This is a genomic window from Streptomyces poriticola (assembly GCF_036689765.1).
Taxonomy (GTDB): domain Bacteria; phylum Actinomycetota; class Actinomycetes; order Streptomycetales; family Streptomycetaceae; genus Streptomyces; species Streptomyces poriticola.
Genome location: NZ_JBAGKH010000002.1, coordinates 161025 through 179897 on the forward strand (window position 1 = coordinate 161025; position 18873 = coordinate 179897).

The window sequence follows — 18873 nt, forward strand, 5'->3', positions numbered from 1 at the left end:
GCGCTGCCCCGATCGAGCCGGGTGTGAGCGCTCCGGTCGATGACCCACCGCCGTTGAGCCATCTGCGCCGCCCCTCCGGGGGCGCCGGCGCCCCCGTGTGGCGGACGGCACGGAGTACCTGCTTCTCCCCCGCCGGTCCGCCGGGCACGCAGGCCTGCCCTGCCGCCCGCCCCTCGCCGCCCCGCGCAGACGGCTCTGGCAGCACACACCCACCCCTGACACATCGGCACACGACCCGACCAGGACCGGTCGAAGGAGACGAGCAGCATGACCGCCACGGACGCCGCACCGGCAGCCGTCCTCCGCGCCGCACGCATCCCCCAGGACGGGCTCCACGAAGGACCGCGCACCCTGCACCGGCTCCCGGAGGGCTCGGAGGAGCGCCCCTACGAACTGTTCGAGCTCGTCCCGCGGGCCCGCACGATCGGCGCCGAGATCCGCGGCGTCGACCTCTCCCACCCGCTCACCCCCGCCCTGTTCGAGGAGCTCGACCGCGCCCTGCTGGAGTGGAAGGTCCTCTTCTTCCGTTCCCAGCACCTCACCTCCGACCGGCAGCGCGCGTTCGCGGGCAACTGGGGTGAACTGGAGACCAACCCCCTGCTGGCCGCCGGTTCCAGCGAGGACGTCGTCCGCTTCGACAAGGGCGCCGGCGGTGTCCGGACGTTCGAGAACGTCTGGCACACCGACGTCACCTTCCGCGAACGTCCCGCGCTCGGTGCCGTCCTCCAGCTCCGCGAAGTGCCGCCGTCCGGCGGGGACACGATGTGGGCGGACATGGCCGCCGCCTACGACAACCTTCCGCAGGACGTGAAGGACCGCGTCGACGACGCCCGTGCCGTGCACGACTTCATCCCCGGGTTCATCCGCTTCTACGGGCCCGAGCGGCTCGCGGCGTTCCAGGACCTCTTCCCGCCCGTGGAGCACCCCGTCGTGCGCACCCATCCGGTGACGGGACGGCGCATGCTGTTCGTCAACACCTCCTTCACCACGCGCATCGTCGGCATGGACCGGGACGAGAGCGACCGGCTGCTGCGGCTGCTGTTCCAGCAGGCGCACGTTCCCGAGTACCAGGTGCGCTTCCGCTGGCAGCCAGGGGACATCGCCTTCTGGGACAACCGCGCCACCCAGCACTACGCGGTGAACGACTACGACGGCCACCGGCGCATCGCCGAACGCGTCACCATCGCCGGCGACCGCCCGCGGTGAACGCGCGGCGGCCCGGGTCCGCTCCGGGCCCCGGAGCCGGCACCTGCCGACTTCCGGGGTTTCCGGGGTTTCCGGGCATATCCCCCAGCGAGCCCGGCGCCGTCCGTGTGTCTGCGTCACCGCGCGGGCACGCAGCGAGTTGACACTTCCGCCCCACAGGGAGTCGTGTGACACTGGCGTCCCGTCCGCAGTGCGGACTCCTCTCCGCACCGTCCCCACGAGAAGTGCGCCGTGCCCCTCCCCCTGCCGCTCGCCCTCATCGCACGTCTGACCCCGGTCGCCGTGCTCGCCTCGGCGGGCTGGGCGCTGTCGACCGGCCCGTTCGCCGCGGCACCGGCCGCCGAGCCCACGTCGCAGCCCGAGACCGCCACCCGGTCGCCGTCGGCCCCGTCGACGCAGGCGGTGTCCCGGACCTACGGCGCCGCCCCGGCGCCCTGCACCAGCCTGGGGAAGGAGACGGTCTCGTCGCTCGTGCCGGGCGCCGAGACGGCCGGCAAGGAGATACCGTCGACCGACTCCGAGGTGCGCCGCACCTGCTCCTGGAACGCGCTCAAGGGCTACGACTACCGCTGGCTGGACGTCTCCTTCGAGGTGATGCGGTCGGACGACGCGGCCCGGAAGTCGTACGAGGAGCGGGTCGCGGACCGGGACGGCGGGGGCGAGGTGCCCGGGGTGGGCGACGCGGCCTACTCGGTCGTCAACCTGACCACCGAGGACCAGCAGCAGACCCGTGAGGGCACCGTGCTGGTCCGCGCCGCCAACGCGGTGGTCGTGATCACGTACAACGGCAGCGACTTCGAGACGAAGAAGGCACCCAGCACGGACGAGATAAACAAGGGGGCCATCAAGGCGGCCAAGGAGGCGGTCGCCACCCTGCAGGACGGCGGGAAGGGCTGACCTGCGGCGCTGCGGCCGGCCGCGGCAGGCCCACCCCACTGGCCCCCGGACGGATACGGACGCCAACGGTCCGGATAATCCGCAGAGTTACTGGCCGGTCATGCTGTGTGACGCGCCCGCCTTCGGTTAGGTTCTCCCCAGAGTCGCCACACCGGGGGCACAAGGCCCCACTGGGACTAGCGGCTCCCGAAGGAATCGTCACCTTGACGACCATCACGACCGACATATTCACCGTGCGGCCGTACACCTCCCACTGCCGGGTCATCGAGCAAGAGGCCTGCCATGCCGTCATCGGCGTCTCGCCGGGCAACGGCTTCTTCACCGCCGACACGGTCACCGGCCTGGCGCACTGGGCGGCCGAGCGCTTCGCCCGGGTCGACATCGTCTATACGGATCTGCACGTCGCCGACATGTACGAGGCGCTGGGCTATGCGCCGGACGACGCCCGCCGCAAGGCGGTCAAGAACCTGCGCGGAGTGCGGGCCAAGGTCGCGAACGCCGCCCTGTCCGCCGATCCGTCCGGCACCCGGGTGGCGGCACGGCCGGTGTCCGCACTGACCGGACTGCCCGGCTACCGCCGGCTCAGCGACCGGGTGGAGTCCCTGATGGCCGACGACCCCGTGCTGCGGGCGACGGTCGCCGACCTGGTGGACCGCTTCCTGCAGGACAAGGTCACCGGGCGGGCCGGCACCCCCCGGCAGCGGGACGTCTGCACCCGCTACATCCTGGCCGAACTGCCGCTGTTCCTCGACTCCCCGGCGATCTTCGACGTCGCGTCCTCACTCAACTGCTACCACCAGGTACTGCCGTTGGCCGACCTGTTGTACGGGCCGGGGCACGGGCTGCGCGCATCGCGCAACCAGGGCCACGGCATCATCAACCCGACCCGCACGGAGGCCGACCGGTGACCACCGCACCCGACACGGACCTGCTCGACTTCCCGTTCTCGCCGCGCGGCGACCGGCTCCCGGAGGAGGTGCCGGCCCTGCTGCGGGACCGCCCGGTCACCCGGGTGCGCACCATCGCCGGGGACCGGGCCTGGCTGGTGTCCTCCTACGACCTGTGCCGGCAGGTGCTGGAGGACGACCGCTTCAGCCTCAAGGAGACCTCCGCCCCGGGGGTGCCCCGCCAGTACGCGCTGACGATCCCGCCCGAGGTCGTCAACAACATGGGCAACATCACCGGGGCCGGGCTGCGCAGGGCGGTGATGCGCGCCCTCAACCCCAAGGCGCACGCCGACTGGATGGAGCGGTACGCCGGGGAGCTGGCCGACGCGCTGGTCGCCCAGGGGGCACCGGCCGACCTGCGCCGGGACTTCGCGGTGCCGTACTCCACCGGTCTGCACTGCCGGATGCTGGGCGTCCCCCCGGCGGACGCGGACCGTCTCTACCGCAGCCTGCACACCGCCTTCATGAACAGCCCGCGGCCGGTGCCCGCCGCCGCGCTCAACTGGGACCGCGACATCGCCTATATGAAGGACCGTCTGGACGACCCGGACACGGCAGGGCTGATGGGCGAGCTGGCCGCGCTGCGCGGCACACCCGACTACGCGCAGGTGTCCGACGAGATGTTCGCGACGGTGGGGGTCACCATGTTCGGCGCCGGGGTGATCTCGGTGATGGGCGCCCTGACCATGATGTGCACGACCCTGCTGCTCAACCGGGAGGTCCGGGACCGGCTGGCGGCCGAACCCGGCCTGGTCCCCACCGCCGTCGACGAGCTGCTGCGCGTCAACCTGTCGATCGCCGACGGGCTGCCCCGGATCGCCCTGGACGACGTGCGGCTCGGTGATGTCACGGTGGCCCGGGGCGAGCTGGTGCTGGTCCTGGTCGAGGCCGCCAACCACGACCCCGACCGGTACGACGACCCGCACACCATCCGGCTGGACCGTCCTGACGCGGGCACACACCTGTCCTTCGGCGGCGGGGCGCACTACTGTCCGGCCACCGCCCTGGGCAGGAAGCACGCCGAGGTGGCGATCCGGGTCCTGCTGGACCGGATGCCCCGCCTGGACCTGGCCGTCCCCGTCGAGCAACTGGTGTGGCGCACCGGGTTCATGAAACGGATCCCGGAGCGCCTGCCCGTCCACTGGTAGGAGCGCCGGTGCAGGACGCCCTGCCCCGGGGACCGTCGCACCGCGCGGTGCCCCCGGGGCAGGGCTCGCTCCGGGTCAGCCGTTGACGGCCGGGATGATGTCCGAGCCGTAGGCGTCGATGGTCGCCTCCCGGGCGTCGTGCATGTTGTACAGAGCGAACTGGTCGACGCCCAGTGCCTGCAGCCGCCGGAGCTTGTCGACATGGGCCTGTGCCGGGCCCAGCAGGCAGAAGCGGTCGACGATCTCGTCGGGGACGAAGTCGGTGGAGGGGTTTCCGGCCCGGCCGTGGTGGCTGTAGTCGTAGCCGTGCCGGTTCTTGATGTACGCGGTGAGCTCGTCGGGGACCACGCCGGAGTGCTCGCCGTAGCGGCCGACCAGATCGGCGACGTGGTTGCCGACCATGCCGCCGAACCAGCGGCACTGCTCGCGGGCGTGTGCCAGGTCGTCGCCGACATAGGCGGGGGCGGCGACACAGACCGTGACCGAGGCCGGGTCGCGGCCCGCGTCGGCGGCGGCACGGCGGACCGCCTTGACCATCCACTCGGTCAGGAACGGGTCGGCGAGCTGGAGGATGAAGCCGTCGGCCTTCTGCCCGGCGAGCGCGAGCGCCTTCGGCCCGTAGGCGGCCATCCACACCGGAAGCCTGCCGTTCCTGATCCACGGGATGCGGACCGGCTTGCCGTCGACCACCGCTTCCCGGCCCTCGGCGAGGTCACGGATGGCGTCGACGGCCTCGCCGAGGCGGGCGAGGGTGTCGGGCCTGCGGCCGGCCACCCGCATGGCCGAGTCGCCGCGGCCGATGCCGCAGACGGTCCGGTTGCCGAACATGTCGTTCAGGGTGGCGAAGGTCGAGGCCGTCACCTCCCAGGTCCGGGTCCCCGGGTTGGTCACCATCGGGCCCACCCGGAGTTCGGTGGTGTGTTCGAGGATCTGGCTGTAGACGACGAAGGGCTCCTGCCACAGCACGGCGGAGTCGAAGGTCCAGCCGTAGCGGAAGCCGTTGCGCTCCGCCCGGCGCATCAGGCCGACGACCTGCGAGGCGGGCGGGTCGGTCTGCAGGACGAGTCCGAAGTCCACTCGGGACCTCCAAAGTCGGTACGGTGCGGTGCGGTTTCTCGTGCCGTGCGGTGTTGTGCTGTGTCGTGCCGTGCTCTGTGGCGCTGTGCTGTGTGTGCCGTTCAGCCGAGGTACTGGCACGTGGAGCGGGGCACGAAGGTGCCGTGGCCGGCGCGGCCCGCGTAGGTGCGCCGGTCGATGACGAGTTCGCCGCGCGAGAGCACGGTCTCGACCTGACCGGTGACGGTCTTCCCCTCGTAGGCCGAGTAGTCGACGTTCATGTGGTGGGTGGCCGCCGACAGGGTCTGGGTGGCGTGCGGGTCGTAGATCACCACGTCGGCGTCCGCGCCCGGCGCGATCGTGCCCTTCTGCGGGTAGAGGCCGAACATCCGGGCCGGCGTGGCACAGGCGATCTCGATCCAGCGGCGCCGGGTGAGACGGCCGTCGACGACGGCCTGGTGCAGCAGGTCCATCCGGTTCTCCACTCCGGGCAGGCCGTTCGGGATCTTGGAGAAGTCGCCGCGCCCCAGTTCCTTCTGGCCCGTGAAGCAGAACGGGCAGTGGTCGGTGGAGACCACCTGGAGGTCGTCGGTGCGCAGGCCCCGCCAGAGCGCCGCCTGGTGCTCCCTGGGCCGCAGCGGGGTGGAGCAGACGTACTTGGCGCCCTCGAAGTCCGGCTCGGCCAGATTGTCGGTGGACAGGAACAGGTACTGCGGGCAGGTCTCGCCGAAGACCGGAAGCCCCTTGTCGCGGGCGGCGGCCAGCTCGGCGACCGCCTCCTCGGCGGAGACGTGCACGACGTACAGCGGCGCTCCCGCCACCCGGGAGAGCTGGATGGCGCGGTGGGTGGCCTCCGCCTCCAGCAGGGCCTTGCGGACCTCACCGTGATAGCGGGGGGCGGTCTCGCCGCGTGCCAGGGCCTGTTCGACGAGGACGTCGATGGCGATGCCGTTCTCCGCGTGCATCATGATCAGCCCGCCGGATTCCCCGGCCTGCTGCATCGCCCGCAGGATCTGGCCGTCGTCCGAGTAGAACACCCCCGGATAGGCCATGAACAGTTTGAACGAGGTCACCCCGTGCTCGATGAGCTTCGGCATCTCCTTCAGCGTCGACTCGTTCACATCCGACATGATCATGTGGAACGCGTAGTCGATCGCGCACTGCCCCTCGGCCTTGGCGTGCCAGGCGTCCAGGCCGGCCTGCAGCGCCGCGCCCTTGGACTGCACGGCGAAGTCGACGATGGTGGTCGTGCCGCCCCAGGCCGCGGCCCGGGTGCCGGTCTCGAACGTGTCCGAGGCGAAGGTGCCGCCGAACGGCAGCTCCATATGGGTGTGTGCGTCGACCCCGCCGGGGATGACGTACCGCTGCGACGCGTCGATCACCCGCTCGGCCGTCCACTGCTGGCTGCCCGGCGCCGCCAGGGCCACCACCCGGCCGTGCTCGATCAGTACGTCGGCATGCATCTCGTCGGCGGCCGTGATCACGAGACCGCCGGTGATCAGAGTCCGGGTCATGTGCGGTTCCCTCCTGTCCCTCCGGGCGGTTCCTCCCGCCGGCTCACAGGCTGCGCAGCGCGCGTTCCAGGATCGCGGCGCCCTCCTCGGCCTCCGCGACCGTGAGGGTCAGCGGCGGGGCGATGCGCAGCGCGCTGGTGCTGTGCCCGCCGCCCTTGCCGATGAGCAGCCCGCCGGAACGGGCCTCCTCCAGCACGGCCGACGCGGCCTCGGGGTCGGCCCGGTCGGTGCCGGGCCGGGTGAGTTCGATGCCGATCATCAGCCCGCGTCCGCGCACCTCGCGTACGTGCGGCACCTGGGCGGCTACCGCCCTCAGCCGCTCGATGAGCAGTCCGCCGACCCGCCGGGCGTTGCCCTGGAGGTCGTGCTCCAGCAGATGGCCGAGGTTGGCGAGGCCGGCGGCCATGGTGATCTGGGTGCCGCCGAAGGTGGAGATGCTGTTGGCGTCCAGGCAGTTCATGATCTCGGCGCGGGCGATCACTCCGCCGACGGACATGCCGTTGCCGATGCCCTTGGCGAAGGTCACGATGTCCGGCGGACCGCTGCGGGCGTGCGCCTGCCAGCCCCAGAAGTGCTCGCCGGTCCGTCCCCAGCCGGTCTGCACCTCGTCGGAGATCCACAGGATGCCGCGCTCGTGCAGCACCTCGCGGAAGGCGGCGTACAGGCCGTCCGGCGGGGAGGTGAAGCCGCCGACGCCCTGGATCGGCTCGGCGATCAGTGCGGCCGGGGGGCGGGTCTGGCCGAGGAGGTCGGTGAGGTCCTCGACGCACGCCGCGATGAACTCCCGGTCGTCCAGGTGGGCGTAGGGCCCGCGGGTGCGGACGCCGCCGTGCACGTACAGGGTCTGCAGCGGGGACAGCGACGTCGGGGACCAGCCGCGGTTGCCGGTGATGCCGACGGAGCCGAAGGAGCGGCCGTGGTAGCTGTTGCGCATGGCCAGGACGGTGTTGCTGCGCCGGTGGGCGGTGGCCAGCAGCAGGGCGGTGTCGTTGGCCTCGGTGCCGGAGGTGGTGAAGAAGACGCGGGCGTCCGGGATGCCGCTCACCTGGGCGATGCGCTCGGCGAGTTCGACCATCGGCCGGTTGAGGTAGAGGGTGGAGGAGTGCAGGATCCGCCCGGCCTGCTCGGCGACCGCCTTGGTCACCTCGGGCAGGGCGTGCGCGGTCATGGTGGTGAGGATGCCGCCGAAGAAGTCGAGGTAGCGGTTGCCGTCGGCGTCCCAGACGTAGCGGCCCTCGCCGTGGGTGATCTCCAGCGGGTCCTCGTAGTAGAGGGCGAGCCAGTCGGGCAGGACCGCCCGGTGGCGGCCGAGCAGGTCCTTGGTCACGGCCGCACCAGCCCCTCGTAGGCGTCGGGGCGGCGGTCGCGGTAGAAGGCCCACTGCCGGCGCACCTCGTCGACCAGGCCGAAGTCCAGGTCGCGGACGACGAGTTCCTCCTTGGTGTCGCTGGCCGGGTCGCCGACGAACCGGCCGCGCGGGTCGACGAAGTACGAGGTGCCGTAGAAGTCGTTGTCGCCGTACTCCTCCTGCCCGACGCGGTTGATCGCGGCGACGAAGTACTCGTTGGCGACGGCCGCGGCGGGCTGCTCCAGCTGCCAGAGGTGGGCGGAGAGGCCGCGGTGGGTGGCGGACGGGTTGTAGACGAGCTGGGCGCCGTTGAGGCCGAGCTGCCGCCAGCCCTCCGGGAAGTGGCGGTCGTAGCAGATGTAGACGCCGACCCTGCCGACGGCGGTGTCGAAGACCGGCCAGCCGAGGTTGCCGGGCCGGAAGTAGAACTTCTCCCAGAACCCCTTGACCTGCGGGATGTGATGCTTGCGGTAGGTGCCGAGGACGGTGCCGTCGGCGTCGATCACGGCAGCGGTGTTGTAGTAGAAGCCGGACTGCTCGACCTCGAAGACGGGGGCGACGACCACCATGCCGGTCTCGCGGGCGAGGTCCTGCATCCGGCGGACGGTCGGACCGTCGGGGACGGGCTCGGCCCAGCGGTAGTGCTCGGGGTCCTGGACCTGGCAGAAGTAGGGACTGTTGAAGACTTCCTGGAAGCCGATGATCCGCGCGCCCTGCCGGGCCGCCTCGCGGGCGTGCTCCTCGTGCTTCGCCACCATGGACTCGGTGTCGCCGGTCCAGGTCGCCTGGACCAGAGCGGCGCGTACGACGTTGGCCATGAGCTGCTCCTTCGACGGGACGTCAGAGCCTCTACGCCCGTAGACGCAGGCCTAGAAGGACGAACGTAAGCCCCCTCGGACAGGCTTGCCAAGACCATCGTCGTCAAGCGGCGGTGTCGATCGTGTTTCACACTCCGGTGGGTGAGAGGGGCCCGTGGGGCGTGCGGGGCCTTCAGGGGTGCGGTCCTGAGGGGGAGAGCCCGGCGACGCGCAGGGCGTGCACCAGGTCCCAGTGGCGTTGGTGGGAGACGCCCTGGGCGGCCCGCAGCAGCAGCGGGGCGAGCCGGTGCGGGTCGGGTCCGGCGCTGCGGGCGGCCTCCTCGGGGGTTCGGACGCGGACGTAGGTGTCGAGCAGTGCCCGGACCTCGCGGTCGCGGCCCGCGTCGACCAGGCCGAGCACGCCCTGACCGACCTCGGAGGCGGGACGGGCGACGCCCTGCCGCAGCACCTGCTCCCCGTCGCCCGCCCGGCCGGCGGCGGCCAGCGCGTCGGCGGCGGCGACCAGCCGGGTGACGGGCAGCGAGGCGGCCTCCCACAGCAGGGTGGCCCAGTCGGCACCGAGCCCGGCGTGGCGCAGTTCGGCGGCGAGCAGCGGCAGCCGGGCGGCGGGCCCGTGGGCGGCCTCGGCGAGCAGGGCGTGCGCCTCTCCGCTGCGCCCCTGGCCGCGCAGCCGCGCCAGCGCCTGGACCACCCGCGCGGCCTCCCGCCGGTCCTCGGCGTCCGGCTCGGGCGCGCGCGGCTGCACCGGTTCCGCGGGGCCGGCCGCTCCCGCGAAGCGGGCGCCGCGCGGGACGGCACCCCCGCCGTCGGCCGGGGCCGGTAAGGCCGCGGGCGGTACGACGGCGGGGGCGGCGTCCTCCTCGGCCGTGCCGTCGGGCAGACCGGCGAACCGGGCACCGCCACGGCGGCGTTTGCGGGGCTTGGCGGTCTTGGCGGGCACGGTGGGCTGCGAGGGCTCGGCGCGTCCGGCGGGTGCGGCGGGGCGGTCCACCGCGGCGTGCTCGGCGGAGGCCGGATCGCCCGGCTGCTGCGGTACACCGCCGGCATACCCCGCGGAGTCCACGCCGGCGCGCTCGGCGGCAGCCGGAGCACCCGGCCGGTGCGGTACACCGCCGGGAAGCCCGCCCGAGGAGTCCGCGGCGGGATCCTGCGGTACGCCGCCCGGGTACCGGCCGGGGCCCGGGGCGGTGGAGTGCTCGGCGGCGGCGCGTCGGTCCAGTTCGGCGATGCGGGCGCCGAGTTCGGCGCAGCGTGCGGTGGCCCGGGTGTGGTCGTCGCGGGCCCAGGCCAGGTCGACGTGGAGCGCCTCGGTCTCCTGGGGCGTGGCGGCCCCGGCCAGCAGCCGGCCCAGCTCGGCCTGCCGCTCGGCGGCGTACCGCTGTTCGCGCAGCATCAGGTCGAGCCGGTCGCCGAGGTCGCCCCGGGCGCCGGGCCGGGCGTCGTACGCGGCGAGCGCGGCGGTGTGCAGGGTGCGCAGCCGGCCCGCCTCGGCCCGGGCCGTCCCGGAGTCGTAGCGCGCGGCGAGATCGCTCAGCAGCGCCTCCACCACGTCCCAGGGCGGCACCTCACGCCCCTCCAGGCAGTCCCGCATGCCGTCGGGGTCACGCTGCCAGAACACCCCGCACCAGCCGTCGGCCTGGTCGAGTCGCGCCAGCAGGTCCGCCAGGCAGACGCCGAACTCCCTGGCCCGGCCCGGCAACTGGTCCGCGGTCATCGCTCAACTCCCCAACCGACTGGAGCGTTTTCGTCCGCTCGGCAGGAAACACCAGTTGTGTTACGCCGCGGCTACAGGCAGTTTTCGGGCGGCGACGTCACTCTCCGGCGGGGCGCACCGCGCGGCGATGTCGTCCATCGACAGACCGAGGGTCCCGGCGAGCGCCGCCACGGTGAAGAAGGCGGGGGTCGGGGCCCGGCCGGTCTCGATCTTGCGCAGGGTCTCCGCGGAGATCCCGGCGAGTGTCGCGACGTGCGTCATGCTGCGGTCGCCGCGGGCTTCGCGCAGCAGCCGGCCGAGCCGCTCGCCGCGCGCTCGCTCTTCGGGGGTGAGGGGGGTGCGCACCATGCCGCCTATTCTAATACCGGTATAGTAATTGGCATGGTGGAACTGAAGAGCGACACGTCGATCGATGCCATGCACGCGGCCGGCCGGGTCGTCGGGCGGGCCCTGACCGCGACACGGAGGGCCGCGCGGCCGGGCGTCCGCCTGCGAGACCTGGACGCGGTGGCCCGCGAGGTGCTGCGGTCGGCGGGTGCGGGCTCGCCGTTCCTCGGCTACCGGCCGTCGTTCGCGCCGACACCGTTCCCGGCCGTGGTCTGCGTCTCGGTGAACGACGCGATCGTGCACGGCATCCCGGACGGGTACCGGCTGCGCGACGGCGATCTGGTCTCCGTGGACTGCGGCGCCCAGCTGGACGGCTGGGCCGGGGACTCGGCGATCAGCTTCGTCGTCGGCCCGCCGCGCGCGGCCGACCTGCGTCTGATCGAGACCGCCGAGCGGGCACTCGCGGCGGGCATCGAGGCGGCGGTCGTCGGCAACCGCATCGGCGACATCGCCCACGCGATCGGCTCGGTGTGCCGGGCGGCGGGCTACGGCATCCCCGACGGCTTCGGCGGACACGGCATCGGCCGCCGGATGCACGAGGACCCGGGGGTTCCCAACGAGGGCCGGCCGGGCCGGGGCCTGCCGCTACGGCACGGGATGGTCCTGGCCATCGAGCCGATGCTGATCGGCGGTGGCCGGGACGGCTACCACGCCGACGCCGACGGCTGGACCCTGCGGACCGACGACGGCTCCCGCGCGGCCCACGTGGAGCACACGGTGGCGATCACGGACGCCGGCCCCCGCATCCTGACGACCAGAGAGACGCAGTGAAACGGACCCCGACGGCGAGCGAATCCCCACAGAGGGGCGCGGGGAGGGCCACACAGGGGCGCAGGGAACCCCGCACAGGGACGCCGGGAACTGCGCGACCGGCCACAGCCGACCCGCACACACGAGACGACACCCACCCCGAAGCCGCAGCCGCCCCTGAAAATGCCGCCCGGCACAGAACGTGCCATGTTGGGCATGACCGCCCCGGGCCGGGAAACCCGGCCCGGGCACGTCGAGCAGCGGAGCAGCGGAGGCACGGAACCGATGACCAGCGGCTTCATGGGCCAGGGCGAAGACCCCTTCGCGGAGTTCCTCGCACGCTTCTTCGGGGGCCCGCGCCCCCGCCAGATCGACATCGGCCGGCTGCTCAGCCAGCCCGCCCGTGAGCTGGTGCGCGGGGCCGCCCAGTACGCCGCCGAGCACGGCAGCCGGGATCTGGACACCCAGCATCTGCTGCGCGCCGCGCTGTCCGCCGAGCCGACCCGGAGCCTGCTCAGCCGGGCCGGCGCCGATCCGGACTCGCTGGCCTCGCAGATCGACGAGCGCTCCGGCCCGGCGCAGCACCCCCCGGGCGAGGCCCCGCCGCCCACGTCGCTCTCGCTGACCCCCGCGGTCAAGCGCGCCCTGCTGGACGCGCACGAGATGGCCCGTGCCTCCGGCACCGGATACATCGGCCCGGAGCATGTGCTCAGCGCGCTGGCCGCCAACCCGGACTCCGCCGCCGGGCACATCCTCAACGCGGCCCGGTACGCGCCCTCGGGGATGCCGCGGGAGGCCCCGGAGACCGGCGCGCCGCCCCGTGCCGAGCGCCCGGGGGCGGCCAGTAGCACCCCGACCCTGGACAAGTACGGCCGCGATCTCACCGAGCTGGCCCGGCAGGGCCGGATCGACCCGGTGATCGGCCGGGAGCAGGAGATCGAGCAGACCGTCGAGGTGCTCTCCCGCCGGGGCAAGAACAACCCGGTGCTGATCGGCGACGCAGGCGTCGGCAAGACCGCCGTCGTGGAGGGACTCGCGCAGCGCATCGTCGACACCGACGTGCCCGATGTACTGATCGGGCGCCGGGTGGTCGCCCTGGATCTGACGAGCGTGGTCGCCGGCACCCGCTACCGGGGGGACTTCGAGGAGCGGATGAACAACATCGTCGGGGAGATCCGCGCCAACTCCGACCGGCTGATCATCTTCATCGACGAACTGCACACCGTCGCCGGCGCGGGCGGCGGCGGTGAGGGCGGGTCGATGGACGCCGGGAACATCCTCAAGCCGGCCCTGGCCCGCGGCGAACTGCACATCGTGGGTGCGACCACCCTGGAGGAGTACCGCCGGATCGAGAAGGACGCGGCGCTGGCCCGCCGTTTCCAGCCGATCCTGGTGCCGGAGCCCTCCACCGCGGACGCCGTCGAGATCCTGCGCGGTCTGCGCGACCGCTACGAGGCCCACCACCAGGTCCGCTACACCGACGAGGCGCTGGTGGCGGCCGTGGAGCTGTCCGACCGCTATCTCACCGACCGTCGGCTGCCGGACAAGGCCATCGACCTGATCGACCAGGCCGGAGCCCGGGTGCGGCTGCAGGCGAGGACCAAGGGCACGGGCGTGCGGGCCATGGAGCGCGAGGTCGAGCAGCTGACCCGGGACAAGGACCAGGCCGTCGCCGACGAGAGCTACGAGCAGGCGCTGCAGCTGCGCGACCGGATCACCGAGCTGAAGGAGCGGATCGCCGACGCGGACGCCCACGACGAGGGGGACGAGGGGCTCGACCTGGTCGTCGGCACCGAGGCGGTGGCCGAGGTGGTGTCGCGGCAGACCGGCATCCCGGTCAGCAGCCTCACCCAGGAGGAGAAGGACCGGCTGCTGGGTCTGGAGGAGCATCTGCACCAGCGGGTGGTCGGCCAGAACGAGGCGGTGCGGGTGGTCTCGGACGCAGTGCTGCGCTCCCGCGCGGGGCTCGCCAGCCCGGACCGGCCGATCGGCAGCTTCCTGTTCCTGGGGCCGACCGGGGTCGGCAAGACCGAGCTGGCCCGGGCGCTCGCCGAGGCGCTGTTCGGCAGCGAGGACCGGATGGTCCGCCTCGACATGAGCGAGTACCAGGAGCGGCACACGGTCAGCCGGCTGGTCGGCGCGCCGCCCGGCTATGTCGGCCATGAGGAGGCCGGCCAGCTCACCGAGGTGGTGCGGCGGCACCCGTACTCGCTGCTGCTGCTCGACGAGGTGGAGAAGGCCCACCCGGACGTGTTCAACATCCTGCTCCAGGTGCTGGACGACGGGCGGCTGACCGACTCCCAGGGCCGCACGGTGGACTTCAGCAACACGGTCGTGGTGATGACCAGCAATCTCGGCTCCGACGTGATCACCCGCCGCGGGGCCGGGATCGGCTTCGGCGGCGGCGACGCGGAGGCGGACGAGGAGGCCCGGCGCGAGCAGGTGCTGCGCCCGCTGCGCGAGCACTTCCGGCCGGAGTTCCTCAACCGCATCGACGAGATCGTGGTCTTCCGCCAGCTCAGCGGCGACCAGCTGCGGCAGATCACCAGCCTGCTGCTGGAGCAGACCCGCCGTATGGTGCGCGCGCAGGGCATCACGGTCGACTTCACCGACGCGGCCGTGGACTGGCTGGCCGAGCGCGGCTTCCAGCCGGAGTACGGCGCCCGACCGCTGCGCCGCACCATCCAGCGGGAGGTCGACAACGAGCTGTCCCGGCTGCTGCTCGACGGCCGGGTCGGCGAGGGCGGCCGGGTGACGGTGGACGTCGCCGACGGCCGGCTGGCGTTCCGGCCGGGGAAGCGGCCCGCTCCCGAGTTGTGATGTGAGCGGAGATGACGGACCTGTCGAACACAGGTCCACCTCGGACCGCTAGCATGCGCGCCCATGACTGACGACGTGCGCAACATCGTCCTGGGCGTGGTCGCGGCGGGCATCGGTGCCGCGCTGGGCTGGATCGCCCGTAATTATCTGTGGCGGCGGAGACTGCGGCGCAAGCAGGCGTTCTTCGGGCTGCCGGACAACGCCGAGTCACTGCTCGTCGTCAACCGTGATCCGGCCACCGCCGAACCGGCGGTCCACCGCATCGACGTGTTCGCCCTGCTGGAGCTGTCCGCACTGGTCAAGGAGTGCGGTGCACATGTCCAGGTGACCACCCAGGACGCGGTCGACCAGGGCTTCGGAGAGCGCACCGAGTTCTGTGTGGGCGGTCCGGCGTCCAATCGCCGGATGGCGGCGCACATGGCGGCCATGCTCCCCGGGGTGCGGGTCAACGTGGACCCGGAGCCGGGCCCGGACCGCGGCGCCTTCCAGATCGGCGCAGAGCGCTACCGCATGGACCCCGGGGTCACGGAGTACGTGCTGCTGGCCCGGCTGACGGCCGGTGACCGGCGGGTGGCCCGGCCGGCGTTCCTGTTCTGCGGGCAGCGGGCGATCACCAACCAGGCCGCGACCCGCTATCTCGCCCGCAACCACGAGCGGCTGTCCCGCAAGTACGGCAGCGGCCCCTTCGTGCTGCTGCTCAAGGTGGTCAACTCCCAGGCCTACGGCCCGGACGTGGTGGAACTGGTCGGGGACGTGACGAAGGCGGCGACGAGCCAGCTCCCGGAGTCCGCGACCCGCCCTTCGCACAAGGCGTCCTGAGAGGGACCGAGCACCCCCGGCCGGCGCGCAGCTGACCTTCTCCTCGGCATGAGCAGTGATCTGCGGCTGCCGCCGGCGGGCAGGGGGTTCGGTTCAACGGATCGACAGCGGTGCCGGCCCTCCTTCTCGGCGGTGTCCCGATGGCCGCAACGTATCCGGAGCGGACCGCCTCGCACGACCGACACGCAACTTTCCGAGATTAACCGTATTTACCGGCATTGGACCTTATTTGTCCACTATTGCCGGATTTGCCGCGTACTCGCGGTGGCAGTGCCCGCTCACGGCTCCGAGACCTCCGCATACCGCTGCGACAGCTCGGGCACCCCGCTGGCCGCCCACGCATGACCCGAGGCCACCACGTCGAACTCCCGGCCGGAGGCGAGCCGGACGACGGGCTGGCCGTCGGTCCTGATCCGCCAGGCCGCGCCCGGCACGGTGCGCACGATGACGGTGCCCAGATACAGGCCGGCGTCGTTGCCCAGCCACGACTGGGTCTCCTCGTCGTCCCGCCAGCGCGGCACCAGCTGGTCGAGCGCCTCCAGCGAGGCCACCGAGTCGTCGAGCCGCACCCCCTCCCGGTCCGCCTGGGAGCGCAGCAGGTCGCACTCGGCGAGCAGGTCCGCGATGCCCTCGGCGTCGGGCGTTCCGCTGCGATCGCGTCGCTTGCCCAGGAAAGGGATGTTCATACCTCCAGCCTGTCATTCGTACCCGCTTGCGCACCACAGGCGCGCGGCGGGTCACCTTCGGGCGGGATCACCTCCCGGTCCCGCATGGCTCGTTGACGGACCACGGGCGGCTCTCTAGCGTCGCACTGCTGCGGGTGACTCATGCGCGGGTCGGCGGGAGGAGAGCGGCGGTGCGCCGAGGGGGCGTGTGTTCCGCGGTCGTCACCCTGGCCCTGCTGGTGGTACTGGTGCCGGGCGGTGGGCGGGCGGACGCGGCCGAGCGGGCCGGGCCACTGCCCCTCGAGCGACTGTTCGACAACACGGCCGTGAGCGATGACGCCCGGCCGGGCGAGGCGGACTTCGACGGCGCGGGCGCCTCCGTGTCGGCGCAGGACCTGGCCGCCGCCGGCTGGACCCCGGGACGCACGCTGACCGTGCAGGGCGCCCGGCTGGTCTGGCCGGGGTGGCGGGCGGGCGCGCCGGACAACGTGCGCGCCGACGGGCAGGACGTGCGGGTCACCGGGCGCGGGGACGCGCTCGCCTTCCTGGTGGCGGGCACCGGCGACGGTGCCGTGGGCGGCGCGGGCGAGGTGGCGTACGCGGACGGCAGGCGCTCCGGGTACGGGCTGACCGCGCCCGACTGGCGCACCGGGCCGCTCGCCACCAAGGCGGTGGCACTGCCGCATGTGAACACGCCGGGGGGACAACTCGCCGCCCGGGTCCGGCTGTACGTGGTGACCGTGCCGCTGCCGGCGGAACGCGACGTGGTCGCGGTGCGGCTGCCGCGGGCCCCGGGACTGCACGTGTTCGCGCTGTCGGTGCGGGACGCCGGGCGGGGCTGGACCGGCAGCTGGGCGGCGTCCACGTCGGGGTATCCGGCGGTGGGACCGTGGACGGGACGGACGCTGCGGCTGGTGGTGCACACGTCGGCGGGCGGGCCGCGGGTGCGGGTGCGCTTCGACAACACGTTCGCATCGGCACCGGTGCGGATCGGGCGCGCAGCGGTGGCGGTGCAGTCGGCGGGCGCGGCGGCGCGGGGCGTGCCGGTGGGACTGACGTTCGGCGGTGCGGCGGGGGCCGAGATCCCGGCCGGGGCGCAGGCGTACAGCGATCCGCTCGCCTTCCCGGTGCCGGGCGGCGCGAATCTGCTGGTGAGCTTCTGGCTGCCGGGTACGGTGGCGGCGGCGCCGGTGCACCGGCTCGCGGTACAGCGGTCGTATCTGAGCGAGCCGGGTGACCACACGGCGGACGCCTCGGCGACGGCGTACACCTCGGTGCTCACCAGCTGGCCGCTGCTGACCGGGGTGGACGTCGGGGGCGGGCCGGGGTCGGTGGTGCTGCTCGGCGACTCGATCACGGACGGCTCCCGGTCCACCCTCGACGCGAACCGGCGCTGGCCCGACGTGCTGGCCGGAAGGCTGCGTGAGCAGAGCGCGGTGCCCCGCTTCGGCGTGCTCAACCAGGGCATCTCGGGGAACCGGGTGGTCACCGACCGCTACCCCGGTGACGGGGTCTCCACGGACACCGCCGGGGTGAGCGCCGTGAACCGGTTCGACCGGGACGTGCTGGCGCAGAGCTCGCCACGGACCGCGGTGGTGTTCGAGGGGGTCAACGACCTTCGGGCGGGGACTCCGGCGGAGCAGGTGATCGCGGGACTGCGGCAGCTCGCGGACCGGGGGCGGGCTCGGGGCGTGCGGATGCTGGCGGCGACGATCCTGCCGTGCGGTGGTTCGGCCGGGTGCCCGGCCGCCGTCGACGCCGAGCGGACCGCGGTCAACGACTGGCTCCGCGGCGGCGGGGTGTTCGACGCCGTGCTCGACTTCGACGCGGTGGTGCGCGACCCGGCCCGCCCGGCACGGATGCTGCCCGCCTACGACAGCGGGGACCATCTGCATCCGGGTGACACGGGGCTGGCGGCGCTGGCGGAGTCGGTGGCACCGGCGCTGCTGGCGCCCGCGGGTCAGACGTCCAGGTCCACGACGACCGGGGCGTGGTCCGAGGCCCCCTTGCCCTTGCGCTCCTCGCGGTCGACATAGGCGTCCTTGACCGCCTCGGCGAACGCCTCGTTGCCGTACACCAGGTCGATGCGCATGCCGCGGTTCTTGGGGAAGCAGAGCTGGCGGTAGTCCCAGTAGGTGAACGGCTGGTCGTACTTCAGCGGGCGCGGCACCACGTCGGACAGGCCCGCCTCGCGCAGGGCGGCCAGGGCGGCGCGCTCGGCCGGGGTGACATGGGTGGCGCCCTCGAAGGCGGCGCGGTCGTAGACGTCGTCGTCCGTCGGCGCCACGTTGTAGTCCCCCATCACGGCGAAGGGGCGCGCGCCCTGCGCGTCGCCGGCCACGGCGGCGCGCAGGGCCTCGAACCACTGGAGCTTGTACGCGTAGTGCGGGTGGTCCACCTCGCGGCCGTTGGGCACGTACACCGACCAGACGCGGACCGGGCCGCAGGTGGCGGAGATCGCGCGGGGCTCCTGCACGCCGTCGAAGCCCGGGTCGCCGGGCAGGCCCTTCACGACGTCCTGCAGGCCGACGCGGGAGAGCACCGCGACGCCGTTCCACCGGCCGGTGGCGTGGACCGCCGTCTCGTAGCCCAGCTCGCGCAGCTGGTCGGCCGGGAACTGCTCCTCGGCCACCTTGGCCTCCTGCAGGCACAGCACATCGGTGCCGCTGCTCTCCAGCCAGGCCAGGAGCCTCGGCAGGCGGGCGGTGATCGAGTTCACGTTCCAGGTCGCGATGCGCATGTCTCACAACCTACCGGGCGGGTCCGACAACGCCGACCGCCCGG

Annotated in this window: 16 protein-coding genes; 8 read left to right on the top strand and 8 right to left on the bottom strand. The window is 72.9% G+C overall.

What is annotated here, in order from left to right:
* The first annotated feature begins 267 nt into the window (after positions 1-267).
* The 4 genes from V5O46_RS03420 (at position 268) to V5O46_RS03435 (ending at position 4198) form a co-directional block, all read left to right on the top strand.
* On the top strand, positions 268-1206 hold the full coding sequence (locus V5O46_RS03420; RefSeq protein ID WP_332882880.1) for a TauD/TfdA dioxygenase family protein: 939 nt from the start codon (positions 268-270) through the stop codon (positions 1204-1206).
* Positions 1207-1437: 231 nt separating this feature from the next.
* Positions 1438-2103, top strand: coding sequence for a hypothetical protein (locus tag V5O46_RS03425; protein WP_332882881.1), 666 nt, complete (start codon positions 1438-1440; stop codon positions 2101-2103).
* A gap of 203 nt (positions 2104-2306) precedes the next feature.
* Entirely contained in the window at positions 2307-3011 is a 705-nt protein-coding gene (locus V5O46_RS03430) for a cyclodityrosine synthase (RefSeq protein ID WP_332882882.1), read from the top strand.
* Complete coding sequence (locus tag V5O46_RS03435) at positions 3008-4198, top strand: cytochrome P450 (RefSeq protein ID WP_332882883.1); 1191 nt, start codon at positions 3008-3010, stop codon at positions 4196-4198. Before V5O46_RS03430 ends, V5O46_RS03435 begins: the two co-directional genes overlap by 4 nt.
* A gap of 75 nt (positions 4199-4273) precedes the next feature.
* On the opposite strand, the gene V5O46_RS03440 is transcribed toward V5O46_RS03435, so the two are convergent.
* The 6 genes from V5O46_RS03440 to V5O46_RS03465 all read right to left on the bottom strand — a co-directional run bounded on the left by V5O46_RS03440 (position 4274) and on the right by V5O46_RS03465 (position 10996).
* Positions 4274-5275, bottom strand: a complete 1002-nt coding sequence (locus tag V5O46_RS03440) for a TIGR03842 family LLM class F420-dependent oxidoreductase (RefSeq protein WP_332882884.1) — start codon at positions 5273-5275, stop codon at positions 4274-4276.
* Between the two features lie 101 nt (positions 5276-5376).
* Positions 5377-6768: a dihydropyrimidinase gene (hydA, locus tag V5O46_RS03445; RefSeq protein ID WP_332882885.1), complete on the bottom strand. Its 1392-nt coding sequence runs from the start codon at positions 6766-6768 to the stop codon at positions 5377-5379.
* 43 nt (positions 6769-6811) lie between these two features.
* Positions 6812-8095 (bottom strand): aspartate aminotransferase family protein, encoded by a 1284-nt coding sequence (locus V5O46_RS03450; protein WP_332882886.1) that lies wholly within the window; start codon positions 8093-8095, stop codon positions 6812-6814.
* The gene (locus V5O46_RS03455) at positions 8092-8934 is read right to left on the bottom strand and encodes a nitrilase-related carbon-nitrogen hydrolase (RefSeq protein WP_332882887.1); all 843 of its coding nucleotides are present in this window, start codon (positions 8932-8934) and stop codon (positions 8092-8094) included. Before V5O46_RS03455 ends, V5O46_RS03450 begins: the two co-directional genes overlap by 4 nt.
* 172 nt (positions 8935-9106) lie before the next feature.
* Entirely contained in the window at positions 9107-10648 is a 1542-nt protein-coding gene (locus V5O46_RS03460; RefSeq protein ID WP_332882888.1) for a hypothetical protein, read from the bottom strand.
* A gap of 60 nt (positions 10649-10708) precedes the next feature.
* Positions 10709-10996 carry a helix-turn-helix domain-containing protein gene (locus V5O46_RS03465; RefSeq protein ID WP_332882889.1) on the bottom strand — a complete coding sequence of 96 codons (288 nt, stop codon included), beginning with the start codon at positions 10994-10996 and terminating at the stop codon, positions 10709-10711.
* A gap of 33 nt (positions 10997-11029) precedes the next feature.
* On the opposite strand from V5O46_RS03465, the gene map reads away from it, so the two are divergent.
* From map to V5O46_RS03480, 3 genes are all read left to right on the top strand, one after another.
* The gene (map, locus tag V5O46_RS03470; protein ID WP_332882890.1) at positions 11030-11806 is read left to right on the top strand and encodes a type I methionyl aminopeptidase; all 777 of its coding nucleotides are present in this window, start codon (positions 11030-11032) and stop codon (positions 11804-11806) included.
* A gap of 264 nt (positions 11807-12070) precedes the next feature.
* A complete protein-coding gene (locus tag V5O46_RS03475) occupies positions 12071-14605 on the top strand; it encodes an ATP-dependent Clp protease ATP-binding subunit (protein ID WP_332883195.1) in 2535 nt (844 codons plus the stop codon).
* Between the two features lie 63 nt (positions 14606-14668).
* Entirely contained in the window at positions 14669-15424 is a 756-nt protein-coding gene (locus V5O46_RS03480; protein WP_332882891.1) for a hypothetical protein, read from the top strand.
* Between the two features lie 278 nt (positions 15425-15702).
* On the opposite strand, the gene V5O46_RS03485 is transcribed toward V5O46_RS03480, so the two are convergent.
* Entirely contained in the window at positions 15703-16110 is a 408-nt protein-coding gene (locus tag V5O46_RS03485) for a DUF6278 family protein (protein ID WP_332882892.1), read from the bottom strand.
* 170 nt (positions 16111-16280) lie between these two features.
* Between V5O46_RS03485 and V5O46_RS03490 the strand changes: the two genes are divergently transcribed.
* Complete coding sequence (locus V5O46_RS03490) at positions 16281-18125, top strand: SGNH/GDSL hydrolase family protein (protein ID WP_408648872.1); 1845 nt, start codon at positions 16281-16283, stop codon at positions 18123-18125.
* On the opposite strand, the gene V5O46_RS03495 is transcribed toward V5O46_RS03490, so the two are convergent.
* The gene (locus V5O46_RS03495) at positions 18050-18829 is read right to left on the bottom strand and encodes an exodeoxyribonuclease III (RefSeq protein WP_332882893.1); all 780 of its coding nucleotides are present in this window, start codon (positions 18827-18829) and stop codon (positions 18050-18052) included. The two genes, V5O46_RS03490 and V5O46_RS03495, sit on opposite strands and share 76 nt — an antisense overlap.
* Positions 18830-18873 lie beyond the last annotated feature (44 nt).

Excerpts from the sequence above, each read along its gene's own strand:
- hydA (WP_332882885.1), bottom strand. The coding sequence starts at position 6,768 with ATGACCCGGACTCTGATCACCGGCGGTCTCGTGATCACGGCCGCCGAC.
- V5O46_RS03460 (WP_332882888.1), bottom strand. The coding sequence starts at position 10,648 with ATGACCGCGGACCAGTTGCCGGGCCGGGCCAGGGAGTTCGGCGTCTGC.
- V5O46_RS03455 (WP_332882887.1), bottom strand. The coding sequence starts at position 8,934 with ATGGCCAACGTCGTACGCGCCGCTCTGGTCCAGGCGACCTGGACCGGC.
- map (WP_332882890.1), top strand. The coding sequence starts at position 11,030 with ATGGTGGAACTGAAGAGCGACACGTCGATCGATGCCATGCACGCGGCC.
- V5O46_RS03420 (WP_332882880.1), top strand. The coding sequence starts at position 268 with ATGACCGCCACGGACGCCGCACCGGCAGCCGTCCTCCGCGCCGCACGC.
- V5O46_RS03495 (WP_332882893.1), bottom strand. The coding sequence starts at position 18,829 with ATGCGCATCGCGACCTGGAACGTGAACTCGATCACCGCCCGCCTGCCG.
- V5O46_RS03465 (WP_332882889.1), bottom strand. The coding sequence starts at position 10,996 with ATGGTGCGCACCCCCCTCACCCCCGAAGAGCGAGCGCGCGGCGAGCGG.
- V5O46_RS03475 (WP_332883195.1), top strand. The coding sequence starts at position 12,071 with ATGACCAGCGGCTTCATGGGCCAGGGCGAAGACCCCTTCGCGGAGTTC.
- V5O46_RS03480 (WP_332882891.1), top strand. The coding sequence starts at position 14,669 with ATGACTGACGACGTGCGCAACATCGTCCTGGGCGTGGTCGCGGCGGGC.
- V5O46_RS03485 (WP_332882892.1), bottom strand. The coding sequence starts at position 16,110 with ATGAACATCCCTTTCCTGGGCAAGCGACGCGATCGCAGCGGAACGCCC.